Below are 18510 nucleotides of genomic sequence, written 5' to 3' on the forward strand. Positions count from 1 at the left end.
CATGACCACACCGAGGAAATTCAAGCAACAACCCGTCCCTCCCTGGAATCGAGCCGTGTTGAAAGTCGGCAGCAGTCTGCTGGCCGGCAACGACGGCGGCCTGAGCACGCAGTACGTGCTGGGCCTGGCGCAATTCATCTCTGCCTGTCATGCCGCCGGTCGCGAGATCGTGCTGGTCTCGTCGGGCGCGGTGGCTGCGGGCCGCATGCTTCTGGAAGGCCATTCCGACGAAGACACCAGCAGTGCCGCCAGGCAGGCCATGGCCGCGCTGGGGCAGACCCAGACCATCGCCCTGTGGCAACGCCTGTTCGACCGACCGCTGGCGCAGGTGCTGCTGACGCATGACGACATGCGCAACCGGCGTCGCTACCTCAACGCGCGCGCCACGCTGCAGGAACTGCTCAGCCACGGCGTGCTGCCGGTGGTCAACGAGAACGACACCGTTGCCGTCGACGAACTGACGCTCGGCGACAACGACAACCTCGCCGCCATCGTCGCGGCGCTGGTCGATGCCGATCTGCTACTGATCGCCACCGACATCGACGGCCTCTACACCGGCAACCCGCGCACCGATCCGGACGCCGAACCGATCAACGAGGTCGACGAGATCACTTCCGAGATCATGCACATGGCGTCGGGCGCCGGCAGCAGTGTCGGCACCGGCGGCATGCGCACCAAGCTGGAAGCAGCGCAGAAGGCGTCCGCGGCGGGCATCGAGACCATCCTGTTCAACGGCCGCGATAGCGAAGTATCGCGCCTGTTGTCCCAGGACCTGTTGTGCGGAACGCGTCTTCGCAGCACCTCGTCGCGCCTGCAAGCGCGCAAGTACTGGTTGCGTCACACGCCATCTGTTCCCGGCTACATCCGCGTCGACGCCGGCGCCGCGCGCGCCCTGATCGAAGAGGGCGCTTCGCTGCTGCCCAAGGGCGTGCTGGAAGCCGGCGGCGAATTCCAGCGCGGCGACATGGTCGAGATCATCAACGACGACAATTCGCAATGCATCGCCCGCGGCATCACCCAGTACGGTGCCGCGGAAATCAACATGATCCACGGTTGTCACACCCGCGACATCGAGGAGCGCCTCGGCTACAGCTACGGCGATTCCATCGTGCACCGCGACGACCTGGCGACGACCGATCCCCTGGATGCCATGACGACAGGAGTTGAATTTTCATGACTGATTCCGTGCGCGAACTCGCGCTGAAGTGCAAGCAGGCCGCCGTGCAGGTGGCCGAACTTTCCGAGAACGACAAGAACGCGCTGCTGCGCGCCATGGCCGACGAGCTGGAGGCGCAGGCCGAGACCGTCCTGGCCGCCAACGCTGAGGACATGAAGGCCGCACGCGAGAAGGGCATCGGCGAAGCCATGCTCGACCGTCTGGCGCTGGACGAGAAGCGTCTGGCCGGCGTCGCCGACGCGCTGCGCTTCGTCGCCAGCCTGCCGGATCCGGTCGGCGAGGTCACCGAAAGCCACACGTCCGACAAGGGCTTCGAGATCCAGCGCGTGCGCGTGCCGCTCGGCATTATCGGCATGATCTACGAGGCGCGTCCCAACGTCACCGCCGACGCCGCGGCGCTGTGCCTGAAGGCCGGTAACGGCGTCATCCTGCGCGGCGGCAAGGAAGCGGTGCGTTCCAATACCGCCATCGCCGCCTGCCTGCGCAAGGCGTTGCGCGACGCCGGTCTGGATGAGCACGCCGTGACGCTGATGGAGGACCTCAGCCGCGAAGCGATGATGGAGATGATGCAGCTCAACGACATCCTCGATCTGCTCATCCCGCGTGGCGGCGAGGGCCTGATCCGCTTCGTCAACGAGAATGCACGCGTGCCGGTCATCAAGCACTACAAGGGCGTGTGCCACCTCTACGTCGACGCCAGCGCCGACCTGGGCAAGGCGCTCGATATCCTCGTCGACGGCAAGACCACACGACCGGCCGCCTGCAATTCGCTGGAAAACCTGCTGGTCAGCAAGGACGTGGCCGACGCCTTCCTGCCGCGCGCCGTCGAAGCGCTGCGCAAGCACGGCGTGGAGATCGTCGCCGACGAAGCCTCGCGCAAGATCGTCCCCGATCTGGCCGAAGCCACCGACGAAGACTACGCCACCGAATTCCTGGCGCTGAAGATCGCCGTGCGCGTGGTCGACGACGTCGACGCCGCCATCGCCCACATCCGCCAGTACGGATCCGACCACACCGAGGTCATCGCAGCCGAGGACGAATCCGTCGCCAACCGCTTCGTCCACGCACTGCGCGCCGCGGTGGTGATGATCAACGCCTCGTCGCGCTTCTCCGACGGCGGCGAGCTGGGCCTGGGCGCCGAAATCGGCATCTCCACCACCCGTCTGCACGCCTACGGCCCGATGGGCGCCGAGGCACTGACCATCGAGCGGTTCGTCCTGCGTGGACACGGCGAAGTCCGCCACGCCGAGAGCAAGGCGGCGGCGTAGGGCAGGGCAAAACCGCAGCCATCGATCAAACGCCTGCGCCCGGAGCGCAGGCGTTTTTTTATGTCTGACACTTTGCCTTTTACGAAGCCACTTCCGACCGATAACTCACTTACGCTCCCGGATCTGTCATGTATCCACTCGCCGTTCAGCGAGCAAAGAATGTCTGATGTCGGCAACGCCTTGAATGTGTGGGCACTTTTCCTTGACTGTCCGTTCGGACTCCCTGAGTATCCGGTGTTATGCCCCGGATGTGGGGTCTACATGTAGTTAGATGCGAGCACCCTATGGCACCAGCGGCAACAATCAAAGGGCAACGAATGTTCGAGGACGAATCGTTCATTTTGCTGTGGTGTAAAGGGCCGCTCGGTATCAGCTATCCTCTATTCACGAAGTTTTACGTATACGTGAAGTCGAGAGATTTGCTTGTGAAGGTTTCTGCTAACGAAAAGCAGTTTTTGCTCGCTGTCATGGCAGAATGGAAACGCATGGGTCTTCAAGCTCGAGAGCTGGCCCACACCGACCTATTTCACGATTTTTCGCAAGCCGTTTCGAGCAGGGGGCGCGCGCTATGGAATTCATTCTTTAGAAGCACAGCGGCGCAGCAAACGGCTGCTACATATCAGTCGTATATCTAACTGTTCATCCAAGCGGGCGCCGTACCGGCGCCGTTTAATTCAAGCGTTAGCTCTTAATATCAGACATGATCTATTGTCCATACACAAACAAAGATATTGAGTCTTCTTCTACTAACAAGGAGCATATTATTCCATTGTCGCTAGGAGGCTCGAATAGCTTCATTCTGCCGGTAGATAATAAATTTAACTCTGAGGCCGGTTCAGATATTGATGGCGAGCTTGCTAACGATTTGTTGGTTCTTTTCAGGCGTAGAAGCTTTGATGCAAGAGGTCATAGCAAAAAGAAACCCAAAATACTGAGCAAAAATTCCAGTATGCATTCTGGTGCCAGGCCTGTCCAAGTTGAGTTTGCAGGTGAAGAGGGTCTCAAAGTCTTTGATCCTGTTCGAAGGCGAACACTGAGTGAGGATGAGATTTACGGTAAGGAATTCAATAGCAAGTTCAATATTTCTAGGTATGGGCGCTTGAGGTTTGCTGCCAAAACAGCTATGGCTGGTGGCTACTTTGTGTTTGGCGAGTGGTTTCGCGCAAACGTCAAGCATTCAGAGATTCGAGATCTAATGAACTTTAATCTCAATTCCGAAAGAAAAAATTTCGAGGGATTTGGGTTAAAGGTTATTGATGAATTCACTACTCCAGAAGAAAAGGATATCAGTCAACTGGCTGTGGAAAAGTTTTTTTGCCAGGTCATTAACGGTTCCTGTGTATATTTTGTACCAGGGCCAGTAAATATCGGGATTACCGTGGGTGTTCTTGGGCAATTTGTAGCAACACTGAACGTCCCAGCGAATACGGAGGGCTTCCCATTCACAGATGAAAATGACCTCGGCCATGCTGTTATTATTGAAGGTGGTAAAATGCAAAGAATGTCTTACCGCAACTTGGCGAAAAAAGCTTATGAGCATCTGCCTAATAGGAGCTAACAATGAAAAACGGTTCAAAAAGGGTTCCGCTTGCACATACGCCCGTTTGAATTGGAGTGGCGAAGGCTTCGAAAGTGCACCTGGAGCCGTTCTTAAGATGCGCCACCTTCTACGATGAAACGCGCCTGCAAGAATAATTCAAAAGCATTCTCGTGATTTTATGTCTAGATTTTCTGAAGAAAACCTTGACCGACTCCGTGACGCTCGAGTAGTTAATCGAAGAGGTGAAATCACTCCTGCCGGGGTGATTCTTCTTCGTTCTGTTGCAAGGCGAATGGGAATTGAATTCTAACAAAGCGTTGCACCGGATGAGTCGGTGAACGCGGCGTTAGAACTCATAGTAGCGTTTCTGGGGCAAATGATGTCTAGCAATAAAAGGCATAGTAGGCAGCAATACTTAGGGGTCGGCATAGCGTTTGGTGTTGCGATCGGCGCAGGATTAGGTCTTGCTTTCGGCAACTTGGCGTTGGGCATGGGGCCGGGCATTGCTATCGGAGTCGCACTTGGCGTCGCAATGTCTCGTGGCAAGCGCTCAAGTTGTGACAACAAGCGGCTCCCGGAGCAGCAGGATCCTGTAAAGCAAAACGGTTCCAGGTACACATATGCCCGTTTGAATCGGAGTAACAAAGGCTTCGAAAGTGCACCTGGAACCGTTCTTGAAGGCGAGCGTTAGCCGCCACAATCAAGACCGGCAGTCGTTTTGGAGAAAGGCGTGGATATCGATCTATTTCAAACCGTAGATGCTCTAGACGACGCACTTCTCCATCAGAAGTATTTATTGCTTAGAGACAATGTTCTTCTTGCATCTGAAAAACGGGTAATTAGTTCGTGGTCGAAAGGGTTTCAGGATCGTGATAACAAGATGAGGCGCGAGTTTCAGACCACGTTTCACTCGACCCTGTGGGAGTTATACCTGTTTCAAATACTAAAATCGATTGGACTAAATATTGACTGGAGTAAAAACCGCCCAGATTTTATTGCTAAAGGCCAGACAGAATTAAATGTCGAAGCTGTTGTCTCTGAAATTAAGCAGGGCGGCAGGCCAGAGGCTGACCGCGGCTTCGATGATCTGTACAGCATGATTGAGCCACCGTGGGAAGACACTGATTACCAAGAGATTATAGCAGAAGCCATAACGAGGTACTCCAACTCCATCCTAAGCAAACAAAAAAAGTACGTAGCGCAGTACTCAAAACTTGATTGGGTAAAGAACGAAGTTCCGTTTGTTATCGGTGTGTCATCATATTCGCAGGTCCGCTATGGAAAGGAATATCACTATCCCATGGTGGCGTTGCTATATGGGAAACTGTACGATCCTAGATCGGATACGTATGTGAAGGAAGCGGAAATTATAAAACCAGGAACAACTGCTGGGATTCCGCTTGGGATTTTTCAGTCAGAGGATATGAAGTGCGTATCCGCCATTCTATTCTCATGCACGGTGACCCTCGGCAAGCTCGCTTCGTTAGCTATATCTGATCCTGCAATAGGGCATCCGACGAATTACGTGCTTCTGGTCAGGTACGACTACGAGCCACCGCATTATAAAATCCAAGAAGTGTCCCCAGAAACCCCGGAGGACCTATTCGATGGCTTGTTTGTTTTCCACAATCCAAACGCTGACCACGAGCTCCCACGGTCTCTATTCGACTCAACCAGCGCCATTCAGGTTTGGGAAAGTGGAGGTGGGCTTTACTTCGAGGGAGGTGATCTTCCGGTAGTGGCGCGCCTGAACCTTGCAAAGATGTTGGTGTCTGGCGAATTCAAAAATATGCTGCTACAAGACATCTTTAACAGATTTAATTCGGAGTGGTTGCGTGCAAACAGTGGCGGCTAACTATGCGCTCAAGCGACGACCAAAAGGCGGTGGCCTTTTGGTCGTCGCTTGAGCTTTGTCGTTAGACCGTATATGGAGATCGAAATTGACTAACAAGCTAACGGTCGAGGAAGCAGCGGAGATCATTAGCGCAGGTTTTATGCCACTGCGCTGCGTCGCGGAACCATGGGATTACAAAAGTAAAATTAGATTCCGTATCTTCGATGCCAATGACGAACCACTGCTATGCATGGAAGATCTGACACGATCTCAGGCTACAAGCCCAAGGCAGTTAGAGTCTGTCATTGTTCACGCACGCAGCAACCTTACAGGCCGCGGCTGCGAGCTCGCGCCATGGAGTTTTCCTACTCGTGCATAGCTACCCGTACTAAAAACAGTGCCAGGGACAATTTCTTGGATGCTCACCCGCTACTCGGGATCGCTGCGGCTACCTCGGGCGTTAGGCTCCAGGTGATCTTTTTATCGGAGAAGGAATGAATAGGAGAAAAAGGCTGACCTTCTGGGGCGCAGACGAGAACGATGACAGCCTTCCTCGCAGCGTCATGGACGGCCGCAAAACCGTCACGGCCGACACAGTTGCTGACTACTACACGCCATATGGAGAATATGGCGATGGCAGCTATGAGCCAGGCGACATCATTGAAGTCTATGACTTGAAGCAGAGGCTTCGCTGCATCATCAAGGCAACCAAAGTCTATACGATAGAGTTCGGCAACATTCCGGAGGAAGTCTGGCGCGGCGAAACGTTTTCCAGCGCGGACGAGTTCCGGGAGTGCCACATTCGGTGCCTACCGCATTTGCACCTGCATGACCGCTTCGAGTTCGTGACACTGCATTTCGAATTGGTTGAAATCATTGCGCGGGAAATTCCGTAATGGGCCGAACAACCTTCAAGGCGGACGCCTTCGGGGCCGCTTAACTCCAGCGTTGGGTCTCAGGAGAAGGCCATGTTGCAACATGAGAAGATCAACTACGTTGAGTATCCGTCCCGAGATCTCGAAGAGACGAAGCGCTTCTTTGGGCAGACATTCGGTTGGGCATTTGAGGATTATGGTCCCGATTACGCTGCATTCTCCGATCAGGGATTGGATGGCGGCTTCTTCCGGTCCGATTTGGCAGCCCGCACTGAAATCGGAAGCGCTCTCATCGTTCTCTACAGTGATGACCTTGAAGGCACGCTCCGCAAGGTCGAGGCTGCTGGTGGCAAAGTGATCAAGCCAATCTTTTCTTTCCCGGGTGGACGCAGGTTCCATTTCATCGAGCCAGGCGGAAATGAGTTGGCTGTATGGTCGGAGTCCGAGGCCTGACCATGCGGCCACGTAGACATGCTGGCGTGCTCCGCCTGATTTAACCGTCACTCGTTCATGCTAAATAACGGTCCCAGATGCCCTTTCAAGCGGCGATCTTGGCCTTCGGCTCGGGTCAGCGATTGATCTGATTCTGCAGATGTTCGGGATAGCGCGCGCCGTGCACGGTGATGCGGTCGAGGGACTGTTGGATGCGGTCGAGGTCAGCATCCGTGAGTTCGATGTCGGCGGCGGCGAGGTTTTCCTCCAGGCGATGCAGCTTGGTGGTGCCGGGGATGGGCACGATCCACGGTTTCTGTGCCAGCAGCCAGGCGAGGGCGATCTGCGCGGGTGTGGCGCGCTGGGCGTCGGCGATGGCGGTCAGGGCGTCGATCAGGCCCTGGTTGGCCTTGCGGGCGTCTTCGCTGAAGCGCGGCAGGTTCTGGCGGAAGTCGTTCTTCGCAAACTCGGTGTGCGCATCGATGGCGCCGGTGAGGAAGCCGCGGCCCAGCGGGCTGAAGGGGACGAAGCCGATGCCCAGCTCTTCCAGTGTCGGCAGGATGTCGCGTTCGGGTTCGCGCCACCACAGGGAATATTCGCTCTGCACGGCGGCGACCGGCTGCACGGCATGGGCGCGGCGGATGATGTCCGCGCCGGCTTCGGACAGGCCGAAGTGTTTGACCTTGCCCTCGGCGATCAACTCGCGCACGGTGCCGGCGACGTCTTCGATGGGCACATTCGGATCGACGCGGTGCTGATAGAAGAGGTCGATATGGTCGGTCTTCAGTCGTTGCAGCGACGCATCGGCCACGGCGCGGATGTGCTCGGGTCGGCTGTTCAGGCCACCTTCGCCGCCGATCACGAAACCGAACTTGGTGGCGATCGTCACCTGGTCGCGCACGGGCGCCAGCGCCTGACCGACCAGTTCTTCGTTGGTGTAGGGGCCGTAGACCTCGGCGGTGTCGAAGAAGGTCACGCCGCGATCGACGGCGGCGCGCAGCAGGTCGACGCCGACCCGGGTTTCCACGGGCTGGCCGTAGGCGTGGGTCAGGCCCATGCAGCCCAAGCCGAGGGCCGAGACCTGCAATCCAGAGCGGCCGAGTTCACGGGTTTTCATGGGGACTCCTTGATGCGTGGGGCAGGGCGCGTGCGGCCGTGAGCGAGGACGGCCTCCTGCTTTATGGTTGCGCGAATATGTTTTTGCAACCGGCGCTCGCATGCGCCGGGCATGCGGGTGGGATGGTGGAGCACGGTCAGTTTGTGGAACCGCCCGACGATCTGGAAGGATGGTGGTTTCGCGGCAATGGGATGATCGAAGGATGCGCGTGCGCTACATCGTGTTCATGGGCGTTTCGGGGAGCGGCAAGTCGACCGTGGCCCGGCGCGTGGCGACGGCGCTGGGCTGGCCGTTCGTCGAAGGCGACGATCTGCACCCGACGGCCAATGTGGCGAAGATGCGCCGGGGCGAGGCGTTGGACGATGCCGACCGCCAACCGTGGCTGGACGCCGTCGCGGAGACCCTCCGGGCATGGCGCGCGGAAGGGCAGCCCGGGGTGATGTCGTGCTCGGCGCTGCGGCGCATGTATCGCGACCGCATCGTGGACGGTCGGGACGATGTGCTGTTCGCCTATCTGCACGGCACGCGGGCGCGGCTGGCGCAGCGACTCGCGGATCGTCGCGGCCACTTCATGTCCGCCGATTTGCTGGACAGCCAGCTGGCGACGCTGGAAGTGCCGATGTCTCCGCCCGAGCGTGTGGTGCGCCTGGACATCGAGCGTGATGCGGAGGCGCTGGTGCGCACGGTGGTTGGTGTCGTGTCCGAGTCTGCCGTAGATTGACGATCTTCCTTCATCATTCCGCGCGAGGTGGTCCCGCGATGCGCGCATGGGCGGCTCTGATCGTATTTCTCCTGCTGGTGACGCTGACGGCGGCCTCCGGGTCGTTCTTCCAGCCCGGCGACTGGTACGCGCACCTGCAGAAGCCGGCGTTCACACCGCCGAATCTGGCGTTTCCGATTGCCTGGACGCTGCTGTATCTGAGCATGGCCATCGCCGCGTGGCGCGCCTGGCTGCGGCGTGGCTTCGACGGCGCGCAGGTGCTGTGGCTGGTGCAGCTGGCGCTCAATGCGCTGTGGTCGTACGTGGTCTTCGGTCGGCACCTGCTGGCGGCGGGCGCGGTGGAGATCGCGGTGCTGTGGCTGGTGATCCTGGCGACCACGGTGGCCTTCTTCCGGCGGGACCGCGTGGCGGGCTGGCTGATGGTGCCCTATCTGGCCTGGGTTGCTTTCGCCTTCGCACTGAACGTCGCGCTGTGGCGGTTGAATCTTCCCGGTTGAGAACGACGGTTCCGGCGGCAGCGGAAGCATCCATCCGTGCGGGCGAAAGGCTTGCCGGATGTTCGACGCGCTGTGCGCCGACAAAAAACGGCCCGGCATCGCGCAAGCATGCCGGGCCGGATTCGGTGACGCGGACGGCGGGTCAGTAGCCGGCCGCGAGTCCTGCCGGGCGGCGGCGGTCGTTGGCGCCTTCCAGCAGTCCAGTCTTCGGATTGCGCAGGATCGCCTCGTCCGCGCCCCAGGAGCGGATCTCGTGGAACTTGTGGCCCATGGCTTCCAGCGCGCTCTGCGTGGCCGCGCTGAGCAGGCCCGGTTCGACCATGGTCATGTCCGGCAGCCACTGCATGTGCAGGCGCGGCGCATCGACGGCCTGCTGCATGTTCATGCCGAAGTCGATCACATTGACGATGCTCTCCATGGTGGTGGAGATGATGGTCGAGCCGCCGGGGCTACCGGTGACCATGAACAGCTTGCCGTGCGGGTCGAGCACCAGACTCGGCGACATCGAGCTGAGCGGACGCTTGCCCGGCTCGATCTGGTTGATCTTGCCCTGCACCAGACCGAAGGTGTTGGGCACGCCTGGCTTGGACGTGAAATCGTCCATCTCGTTGTTGAGGAAGAAGCCGGTGTCGCCCGCCATCTGGCTGATGCCGAACAGGTAGTTCAGCGTGTAGGTGACGCTGACCGCATTGCCCTGCGCATCGACCACGGAATAGTGCGTGGTGTGCATGCCTTCGGCCGGGCCGAGGCTGCCATGGATCTCGCTCGACGGCGTGGCCTTGTCGGCCTGGATGGTGCTACGCATCGTGGCGATGTGCTTGGGGTTGAGCAGCTTGTCGATCGGGTTGTGCACGAAGGCCGGGTCGCCGAGGTAGGTGTTGCGGTCGGCGAAGGCGCGGCGCTCGGCCTCGATGATGTAGTGCGTGGCCTTCACCGAGCCGTAGCCCCACTTGTGCAGCGGATAGGGTTTGAGGATCTCCAGGATCTGGCAGATGGTCACGCCGCCGGAACTCGGCGGGGCGGCCGAGACCACGGTGTAGCCGCGGTAGCCGCAGGTGACCGGCTTGTCCCACTTCACGGAGTAGTCGGCCAGGTCCTTCATCGTGATGAGGCCGCCATTGGCCTTGTTGGCCGCCGCCAGCTTGCGCGCGATCGAGCCGTGGTAGAACGCCTTGGTGCCGTGGTCGCGGATCAGCTCCAGCGTGTGCGCCAGTTGCGGTTGCTTGAGGCGGTCGCCGACCTGCCAGGGCTTGCCGTCGTGGAGGAAGATCGCCGCCACGTTCGGCCACTTCGCGAACAGCTTGGTGTGCGTGGCCATGATGTTGATGTCGCCCTGCTTCAGGACGTAGCCCTTGCGCGCCAGCGCGATGGCGGGGTCGATGACCTGTTTCAGCGACATCGTGCCGTACTTCTTCAGCGCGCTGTCCAGGCCCATCACGGTGCCGGGCACGCCGACGCCGAGGTAGGTCCTGGTGCTGCGGCCCTTGACCACGTTGCCGTCCTTGTCCTGGTACATGTCCGTGGTTGCCGCCAACGGCGCCTTCTCGCGGAAATCCAGGAACAGGTTCTTGCCGTTTTTCAGGTGCACGACCATGAAGCCGCCGCCGCCGATGTTGCCGCAGCACGGATGTACCACGGCCAGCGCGTAGCCCACGGCCACGGCGGCGTCGACGGCGTTGCCGCCCTTCTTGAGGATCTTCAGGCCGACCTGGGTCGCCAGGTGCTGCGCCGAGACCACCATGGCGTGCTTGGCGCGCACGGGCTGCGCCTGGGCCAGCGCTTGACGCGTGGTGGGCGGCGCGGAGACGTCCAGCGCCGTGTCGGGAATGTTCGTGTTCTGCGGCGGTTTCGCCAGTGCCAGCGGGGCGGCGAGGAACAGGAAGAGGGGTACGAATACGAGTCGCAATCTAGGCATGATTCGGGTTGTCTTCGCGGGGACGATCCCCCGACATTCCGACATCCAGAGCGATTTCGCAAGTTTTCAAGCTCGGCCGCGCCGCATTCAAACCTCTGTTTGAGGAGGGCTTCGCGTTTCAGCGCTGCGCGGCCCACGCCGCGACTGCCTTGGCGAAACCGAGGCAATCCTGGAAGCGGTTGTACAGCGGCACCGGGGAAATGCGGATCACATCCGGCTCGCGCCAGTCGCCGATGATGCCGTGTTCGGTGAGATGCTCGAACAGTGCGCGGCCCTGATCGCGTCCGCCGAGCACGCGGATCGACAGCTGTGCGCCGCGGCGCTTGGATTCACGCGGTGTGACCACTTCCAGCACTTCCGGAAGCTGCGTGTCGACCAGCCATTCCAGGTAGCCGGTCAGGCGCTCGGATTTCTCGCGCAGGCGAGTCATGCCGGCCTCGCGGAACAGCTGCAGCGAGATGCGCAGCGGCACCAGCGCCAGGATCGGCGGGTTGGACAGCTGCCAGCCTTCCGCGCCCGGGGTCGGGTCGAAGAGCGGTCCCATCTGGAACCGCGTGTCCTTGTTGTGGCCCCACCAGCCGGCGAAGCGCGGCCGCGCGGTCCGGGCATGGCGTGCGTGGACGAATGCGCCGCCGACCGCGCCCGGGCCGCCGTTGAGGTATTTGTAGTGGCACCACACGGCGAAGTCTGCGCCGCTGTCGTGCAGCGCCAGCGACAGGTTGCCCACCGCATGCGCCAGATCGAAGCCGACCACACAGCCGCGCGCGTGGCCCATCTCTGTGATCGCGGCCAGATCGAAGGCCTGACCCGTGCGGTACTGGATGCCGGGCGTCAGCACCAGCGCGGTGCTGTCGCCGTGCTCGGCCAGCGCGCGTTCGATGGCCGCCATCGAGATCGTGCCGTTTTCCTCGTCGGCGGCCAGTTCGATCAGCGATTCGGCCGGATCGAAACCGTGGAAGCGGATCTGCGATTCCACCGCGTAGCGGTCGCTCGGGAACGCGCCTTCCTCGATCAGGATCTTGTGACGCTCGCGCGTCGGCGTGTAGAAGCTGACCATCAGCAGATGGAGATTCACGCTCAGCGTGTTCATCGCCACCACTTCGGACATGTCCGCGCCGACCAGCTCGGCCAGATCCTCGCGCACGAACTCGTGGTAGTTCATCCACGGCAGGCGGCCCTTGAAGTGGCCTTCGACGCCCAGTTCGCCCCAGTAGTCGAGTTCGGCGTTGACGGCTTCACGCACGGCGCGCGGCTGCAGACCCAGCGAATTGCCGCAGAAGTACAGCGTGTCGCCGTCGGCGTGCGGCGGAATCAGGAAACGGTCGCGGAACTCGCGCAGCGGATCGTCGCGGTCGGCCGTTTCGGCCCAGGCGAGGGTGGCTTCGTAGGGTGCAGTCATGAATCGTCCGTTTCGTGGGCGTGAAGATCGAGCGCGCGGGTCAGGCCTTCGCCTTGGGTTCGAAGCGGGCCTTGGGCAGGTCCAGCCATTCCAGCGCGGTGCCGTGCATCAGACGCGCATTGGCCGATTCGTCCAGCTCCAGCGCCTCGATGCCCGATCCCGGTTCCTGTTCGCCGAGCGGGAACGGGTAGTCCGTGCCCAGCATCACGCGGTCGTGGCCGACCACGTCCAGCAGATAGGCGAGTGCCTGCGGATCGTGCACGCAGGAGTCGAAGTACAGACGCGCCAGGTACTCGCGCGGATTGCGCGCGTTGTTCTTGGCCACCAGATCCGGACGCATCTTGAAACCGTGCTCGATGCGGCCGATGGTGAACGGGAAGCTGCCGCCGCCGTGCGCGAACATCACGCGCAGCTTCGGCAGGCGTTCCAGCACACCGCCGAAGATCAGGCTGCAGGCGGCGCGGGACTGTTCGGCGGGCATGCCCACCAGCCACGGCAGCCAGTAGTCGGGCATGGTGTCGCGGCCCATCATGTCCCACGGGTGGATCATGATCGCCGCGCCGAGGTCGGCGGCGGCCTCGAAGAACGGGAACAGTTCCGGCGCGTCCAGGTTCCACTGGTTGCAGTGCGAGCCGATCTGCACGCCAGCCAGGCCCAGTTGCTCGACGCAGCGCTCCATCTCCTGGATCGCCAGCGTCGGCGACTGCAGCGGCACGGTGCCGATGCCGACGATGTGCCGGGAATGTTCGCGGCTCAGGCCGGCAGCGTGGTCGTTGAGGAATCGGTGCAGTTCCAGCGCCTGATTGCCGCGCGCCCAGTAGGAGAACAGCACGGGCACGGTCGAGATCACCTGCACGTCGACGCCGTGCGCGGCGTAGTCGGCGATGCGCGTATCGACGTCGAAAGCCGAATCCCACACCTGGCGGAAGAACTTGCCCTCGCGGTAGATGCGATGGCGGCCGGCGCTGTGGGTCATCACCGGGAAGCGCGGCTCGCCGTACTTTTCCGCAAGATTCGGCCAGTCACGCGGCAGGATGTGGGCGTGGGTGTCGATTTTCAGCATGGGCGGCAGTGTAGAGGCTGGCGCGCCGCGCTGCACGTGATCGCTCAATCCGGCGTGGTGGAGCGCATGTCGCGGTCGAGCACGTGATGCAGGGTGTCGACGTTGTCGGCCAGTCGGTCGCTCAGCGCGATCAGGCTCGGCGTCATCGCGCCGGTGTGCACAGCGAGTCGAGCAGTCAGCGCCTGTTGGCGCGCGCGCAGGTCCGGGGGCGGTACGTCGCGTTGCGTGTCGCAGGCTTCGGACAGTGTGCGGACCGTGGCCGCGACATGGGTCAGGTAGTCGTCCAGCACGTCGCGCGCCGGGAGCGTTTCGCCGTCGTGTAGCACGGCTTCGAGGGTCATCGCGGTGCGCACCAGCCGGTTGCCGTTGGCGAACAGCGATTCGCCGCCCTGGCGCAGGGCGGGCGGTGCGCCGGGTTCGGCGCGCAGGCGTTCCAGCGAGGCCTGGGCATTGCTGCGCGCCAGCCGGGCGGCGGCGCGGGTGTCGTCGCGCTGGCGTCGCGTGCCGTGCTCGGTCAACGCTTCCAGGTAGTCGGCGTAGGTGCGCAGCATGTCGGCCAATGCCGCGCGCGTGCGGCCGCGCTCCCAGGTCGGCCAGACCAGATAGGCAGTCAGGGCGAGGCCGCAGCCGAGCGCGGTGTTCAGCAGGCGGTCGAGCACGGCGGCGTCGGGGCTGCTGCCTTCGAACGAGAGCAGGATCACCACCGCGCCAGTCAGCGCGGCGACGGCCAGTCCGTAGTGTGCGGTGGCCAGATAGCGGAACGCGAAAACCAGGATACCGAGCAGTAGCACGTGCGCCCACACGGCGTCGGGCACGGCCATCAGCAGCAGACTGGTCAGCACCAGTCCGAGCACGGTGCCGACGATGCGCAGCAGGCCGAAGCTGAAGGTGGCGGCGAAATCGGGTCGCAGCACGATGGCCGCGGTCATCGGCAGCCAGTAGCCGCGGGGCAGGCCGAGCGTGCGTTCCAGCCATTGCGCCAGAACCAGGCAGACGGCGCAGCGCAGCGCGTGGCGGAAGGCGGCCGAATGCAGCGTGAGGTTGGCGCGCAGCGTGGCCTAGGGCGAGACGCCGCGCAACGCGCGCGGCAGGTGCGCCTCGCTGCGCAGGGCGCGGATCTCGCCGCGGCTGCCGGCCCAGCGGGCATTGCGCGCGGCGGCGGTCAGCTGTCCATGCAGGGCGCGCAAACGTGGCGCCAGGACCGAGGATGCATTCAGCGCATCAAGACGTTGGCGAAGACGTTCGGCGTGCTGCTCGGCCGCAGTGGGTTCGCGGCCGTGTTCCAGCGCCTCGGCGAGTTGCGAAAGCGTATCGCCGATGGCCGCGGGCAGCGCGCCGTCGACGGTCGTCTCGGTGCGGCGAAGCTGGTCGATGGCCAGCAGCTCCAGACGTATGCGCTCGGCCAGCTCGGTCAGCACGCGCAGGGCTTCGACGGCGCGGCCGCGCACCGGGTGGCGGCCGAGCAGCATCTGCTGCAGGCGGTTGATGGCGTCGCTGAGCGCTGGAGCCTCTTCCTCGCTTTCGCGCCGCGTGGCGAGTTGCGCCAGGTCGCGGAAGATCGACGCCAGTGCCTGGCGCTCGGGGCGGTAGCGTTGCAGCGGCCACGCCGCCACCGAGACGACCGCCAGCAGCAGGCCGCCTGCAGCGATCAGCACGCTGGCCGGCCAGGCCTGCGACCACGGCATCGGCGAGGCGGCGGCGATGACCAGCAGGATCATGCTGATCATGCCCACCCGCGCCATGTCGGCGCCGAACACCACCAGCAGTCCGCCGAGGAAGCCGCTCGCGGCGACGGCCGCCAGCAGCCATGGCAGGTGCGCGCCCAGCAGGAAGCCGGCCAGCGCGGCGACGCCGGCGGCCAAGGCTGCCAGCACGATGCGCGTCAGACGCTGCCGATACGGACCGGGCTGATCGGAGAAGATGACGTTGAATGCGCCTGCGCCCAGTCCCAGGCCGACGGCTTCGTGTCCAGTCGCCACGCCGATGGCCAGCGGGCCGGCCACGAGCAGCGCCGCGCGCAGGGCGATCCGCGGCGGGACATCAGGGCGTTTGAAGTGCGTCAGCGTGTGCAGCAGGCTGGCGCGTAGCGAATAGGTGGGGGACATGCGGCGCAGGCGATGGCGTCGAAGTCCGCATTGTGCGTCATGCGCACGATCGCGGGCGAGGGCACTGCGCGGCGCGGACGCCGTGCAGTGCGGTTTTGTTCATGCTCGCTAGGTGGCTGTCTCAGGCGCGGCCGGCGAATTCGCCGGTCACGGTGTTGACGCTGACGCGCTCGCCGATCGTGATGTACTCGGGCACCTGGATCTCCAGGCCGGTTTCCAGCGTGGCCGGCTTGGCGCGCTTGGTGGCGCTGGCGCCCTTCAGCTCCGGCGCGGTGTCGGCGACGGTCAGCGTCACTGTCGCCGGTACCTGCAGGCCGACCGGCGCATCGTCGATCAGCTGCACGTAGCAGTCCTCCAGGCCGTCGACGATGTAGCCGGCGTTGTCGCCCACCAGCTCTGGCGGCAGCAGGTACTGGGTGTAGTCCTCCTGATCCATGAACACGAAGGCGTCGCCTTCCTTGTAGGAATAGCTGGCCTGGCGGCGCAGCAGCTCGACTTCCTTCAGGTCGTCGTCCGCGCGCAGGCTGAGATCGAATTTCTGCGCACCCGGGATCGCGTACATGGTGAAGCGGAAGGTGACGTTGCCGCCACGCGCGGTGGGCGCGCTGCGCTCGATGTCGCGCACCTGGTAAACGGTGCCGTTGTGTTCGACGACGTTGCCGCGCTTGATGTCGGAGGCTTTCATGGCTCGAGAAGTGAGTGGTGAGAACGAAAGGTGGGAAGACCGGGGCGAGCGGACGGAGGCATCGGTCCAGAAAAGACGTCGCGTTCCGCGTGGCTCGCCCCTGGCTCCGATGGCTTATTTGGGCTGCAGCCGCACGCCGCCGTCGAGACGGATGGTCTCGCCGTTGATGTAGCGATTGACCAGGATGAATGCGGCCAGTTCGGCGTACTCCTCGGGCTTGCCCAGGCGTGACGGGAACGGGATCGACGCCGATAGCGATTCCTGCACGGCTTCGGGCATGCCGTCGACCATCGGGGTCCAGAAGATGCCCGGGGCGATGGTCGCCACGCGGATGCCGAAACGCGACAGCTCGCGCGCCATCGGCAGGGTCATGCCGACCACGCCGCCCTTCGAGGCGGAATAGGCGGCCTGGCCGATCTGGCCCTCGTACGCGGCGACCGACGCAGTGTTGACGATCACGCCGCGCTCGCCGTCTTCGCCGGCTTCGTTGTGCTGCATCAGGTTGGCGGCGGCCTTGGCGACATTGAAGCTGCCGACCAGGTTCACCATCACCGTGGTGGAGAAGTTGTTCAGCGGCATCGGCGCTTCACGTCCGAGGACGCGGCCCGCACCGAGGATGCCGGCGCAGTTGATGACGGCGTTGAGGCCGCCCATGGCTTCCTTGGCGGCTTCCAGGTTGGCGACCACGCCGTCCTCGGAGGTCACGTCGGTCCGGTAGAAGGTCGCGGCATCGCCGAGGTCGGCGGCGGCCTGCTGTCCCTTCTCCTCGTTGACGTCGAACAGCGCGACCTTGCCGCCGTGGGCGACCAGATGGCGCGCGACGGCGTTGCCGAGTCCGGAGGCGCCGCCGGTGATGACGGCCTTGATTTCGTTGAGCTGCATGACCTTGGGTTCCTGTCTTGGCAAACGTCCATGGTAACCGACGGCGCTGGCATGGATGTAGATCCGCGCGTTCCACGCAGGGGGTCGCTCTTGCGCGATGTGTTTTCTGAACGTATTCTGGCTGAATAAATTGTGTGATGCAGTTCACACATTGGCTCGGGGTGAGTCGATTCCGCGCACGGCGGATCCGGCAAGGGGAAAGGGGAAAGCATGAAGCAGGTGCTCGTTTACGAGCGGCCGGTTCCGATCCATCGGGACCGTCACAGGACCATGCGCATACGTCCCGTTCCCGGTGGTTACGCTTTCGCGCGAAACGTCAATTCGGTGCCGCTGGTCGGTTCGGAGTTCGCGGCGGCGGCCTGCCATTTTCCGATCGTCTTCGCGGGCGGTTCGCCGGAGCAGATGATGCCGGCGGCGCTGCTGGGTCTGTCGCAGGACGAGAATCTCTTTGTCGATGCCGAAGGGCGCTGGGCGGAAGACGTCTACGTGCCGGCGTTCCTGCGCCGGTATCCCTTCGTGGTGGCCGAGAACGGCGAGGGCGAGGATTTCACCGTCTGCGTCGACGAGGCCGTGATCGACGAAGCGGACGATGCGATGCCGCTGTTCGATGCCGACGGCAACGATTCGGAGATGCTGCAGCACGCGATCGCGTTTCTCGGCGAATACCAGAAAGACGTGCGCCGGACGCGCGAGTTCATGGAGCTGTTCGCGCATCACAAGCTTCTCGTCGAGAAGGTGATCCGTCTGGAGCGTCCCGGTAACGAACCGGCTACGCTCAGCGGCTTCAGCGTCATCGACGAAACGCGGCTGAACACCTTGGGCGCGAAGACGCTGCAGAAACTGGCCAGGTCCGGCGCGCTCGGGCTGGCCTACGTGCACCTGATGTCGCTGAGCAACGTGCAGCGGCTGTCGGCGCGCATGGACAGGAAACACCAAGGAGCGCACGGGCTGCACTGAAGCCCGTGCGCAATTGTGGAATTCGAGTCATCGGCGCGCGTGC

17 protein-coding genes are annotated in these 18510 nt (G+C 62.4%); 9 read left to right on the top strand and 8 right to left on the bottom strand.

All coding sequences use genetic code 11. The features are described from left to right. The first annotated feature begins 1 nt into the window (after position 1). The 6 genes from proB (at position 2) to BTJ49_RS13405 (ending at position 7147) form a co-directional block, all read left to right on the top strand. Entirely contained in the window at positions 2–1177 is a 1176-nt protein-coding gene (gene proB, locus BTJ49_RS13370; protein WP_113065912.1) for a glutamate 5-kinase, read from the top strand. Beyond that, complete coding sequence (locus BTJ49_RS13375) at positions 1174–2445, top strand: glutamate-5-semialdehyde dehydrogenase (protein WP_113065913.1); 1272 nt, start codon at positions 1174–1176, stop codon at positions 2443–2445. The genes proB and BTJ49_RS13375 overlap by 4 nt, the downstream gene beginning before the upstream one ends. Positions 2446–3145: 700 nt before the next feature. After that, entirely contained in the window at positions 3146–4003 is an 858-nt protein-coding gene (locus BTJ49_RS15565) for an HNH endonuclease (RefSeq protein WP_146742344.1), read from the top strand. A gap of 712 nt (positions 4004–4715) precedes the next feature. After that, entirely contained in the window at positions 4716–5840 is a 1125-nt protein-coding gene (locus BTJ49_RS13395) for a hypothetical protein (RefSeq protein ID WP_146742345.1), read from the top strand. A gap of 473 nt (positions 5841–6313) precedes the next feature. Beyond that, complete coding sequence (locus BTJ49_RS13400) at positions 6314–6715, top strand: ASCH domain-containing protein (RefSeq protein ID WP_205300777.1); 402 nt, start codon at positions 6314–6316, stop codon at positions 6713–6715. 72 nt (positions 6716–6787) lie between these two features. After that, a complete protein-coding gene (locus BTJ49_RS13405; RefSeq protein ID WP_113065918.1) occupies positions 6788–7147 on the top strand; it encodes a VOC family protein in 360 nt (119 codons plus the stop codon). 115 nt (positions 7148–7262) lie between these two features. Here the strand turns inward: BTJ49_RS13405 and BTJ49_RS13410 are convergent, their stop codons facing one another. Next, complete coding sequence (locus tag BTJ49_RS13410; RefSeq protein ID WP_113065919.1) at positions 7263–8243, bottom strand: aldo/keto reductase; 981 nt, start codon at positions 8241–8243, stop codon at positions 7263–7265. A 202-nt stretch (positions 8244–8445) separates the two neighbouring features. Here BTJ49_RS13410 and BTJ49_RS13415 point away from each other — a divergent pair, with 202 nt between their 5' ends. Together BTJ49_RS13415 and BTJ49_RS13420 are read left to right on the top strand one after the other, a co-directional pair. Next, positions 8446–8964, top strand: coding sequence for a gluconokinase (locus BTJ49_RS13415; RefSeq protein WP_168184749.1), 519 nt, complete (start codon positions 8446–8448; stop codon positions 8962–8964). A 38-nt stretch (positions 8965–9002) separates the two neighbouring features. Next, positions 9003–9461, top strand: a complete 459-nt coding sequence (locus BTJ49_RS13420) for a TspO/MBR family protein (RefSeq protein ID WP_113065920.1) — start codon at positions 9003–9005, stop codon at positions 9459–9461. A 142-nt stretch (positions 9462–9603) separates the two neighbouring features. On the opposite strand, the gene ggt is transcribed toward BTJ49_RS13420, so the two are convergent. The 7 genes from ggt to BTJ49_RS13450 form a co-directional block, all read right to left on the bottom strand. After that, complete coding sequence (ggt, locus tag BTJ49_RS13425; RefSeq protein ID WP_113065921.1) at positions 9604–11376, bottom strand: gamma-glutamyltransferase; 1773 nt, start codon at positions 11374–11376, stop codon at positions 9604–9606. Positions 11377–11494: 118 nt separating this feature from the next. Then, a complete protein-coding gene (kynU, locus tag BTJ49_RS13430) occupies positions 11495–12775 on the bottom strand; it encodes a kynureninase (RefSeq protein WP_113065922.1) in 1281 nt (426 codons plus the stop codon). Between the two features lie 40 nt (positions 12776–12815). Continuing rightward, on the bottom strand, positions 12816–13838 hold the full coding sequence (locus BTJ49_RS13435; RefSeq protein WP_113065923.1) for an amidohydrolase family protein: 1023 nt from the start codon (positions 13836–13838) through the stop codon (positions 12816–12818). 44 nt (positions 13839–13882) lie between these two features. Next, positions 13883–14890: an FUSC family protein gene (locus BTJ49_RS15975; protein WP_343125533.1), complete on the bottom strand. Its 1008-nt coding sequence runs from the start codon at positions 14888–14890 to the stop codon at positions 13883–13885. A 6-nt stretch (positions 14891–14896) separates the two neighbouring features. Then, positions 14897–15943, bottom strand: a complete 1047-nt coding sequence (locus BTJ49_RS15980; RefSeq protein WP_240601835.1) for an FUSC family membrane protein — start codon at positions 15941–15943, stop codon at positions 14897–14899. 121 nt (positions 15944–16064) lie between these two features. Further along, positions 16065–16628 carry an elongation factor P-like protein YeiP gene (gene yeiP, locus BTJ49_RS13445; RefSeq protein ID WP_113065924.1) on the bottom strand — a complete coding sequence of 188 codons (564 nt, stop codon included), beginning with the start codon at positions 16626–16628 and terminating at the stop codon, positions 16065–16067. A 114-nt stretch (positions 16629–16742) separates the two neighbouring features. After that, a complete protein-coding gene (locus BTJ49_RS13450) occupies positions 16743–17510 on the bottom strand; it encodes an SDR family oxidoreductase (RefSeq protein ID WP_113065925.1) in 768 nt (255 codons plus the stop codon). 210 nt (positions 17511–17720) lie between these two features. Here BTJ49_RS13450 and BTJ49_RS13455 point away from each other — a divergent pair, with 210 nt between their 5' ends. Continuing rightward, positions 17721–18467 (top strand): SapC family protein, encoded by a 747-nt coding sequence (locus tag BTJ49_RS13455; RefSeq protein WP_113065926.1) that lies wholly within the window; start codon positions 17721–17723, stop codon positions 18465–18467. The last annotated feature ends 43 nt before the right edge of the window (positions 18468–18510 follow it).

The organism is Oleiagrimonas sp. MCCC 1A03011 (assembly GCF_003267965.1).
GTDB lineage: Bacteria > Pseudomonadota > Gammaproteobacteria > Xanthomonadales > Rhodanobacteraceae > Oleiagrimonas > Oleiagrimonas citrea.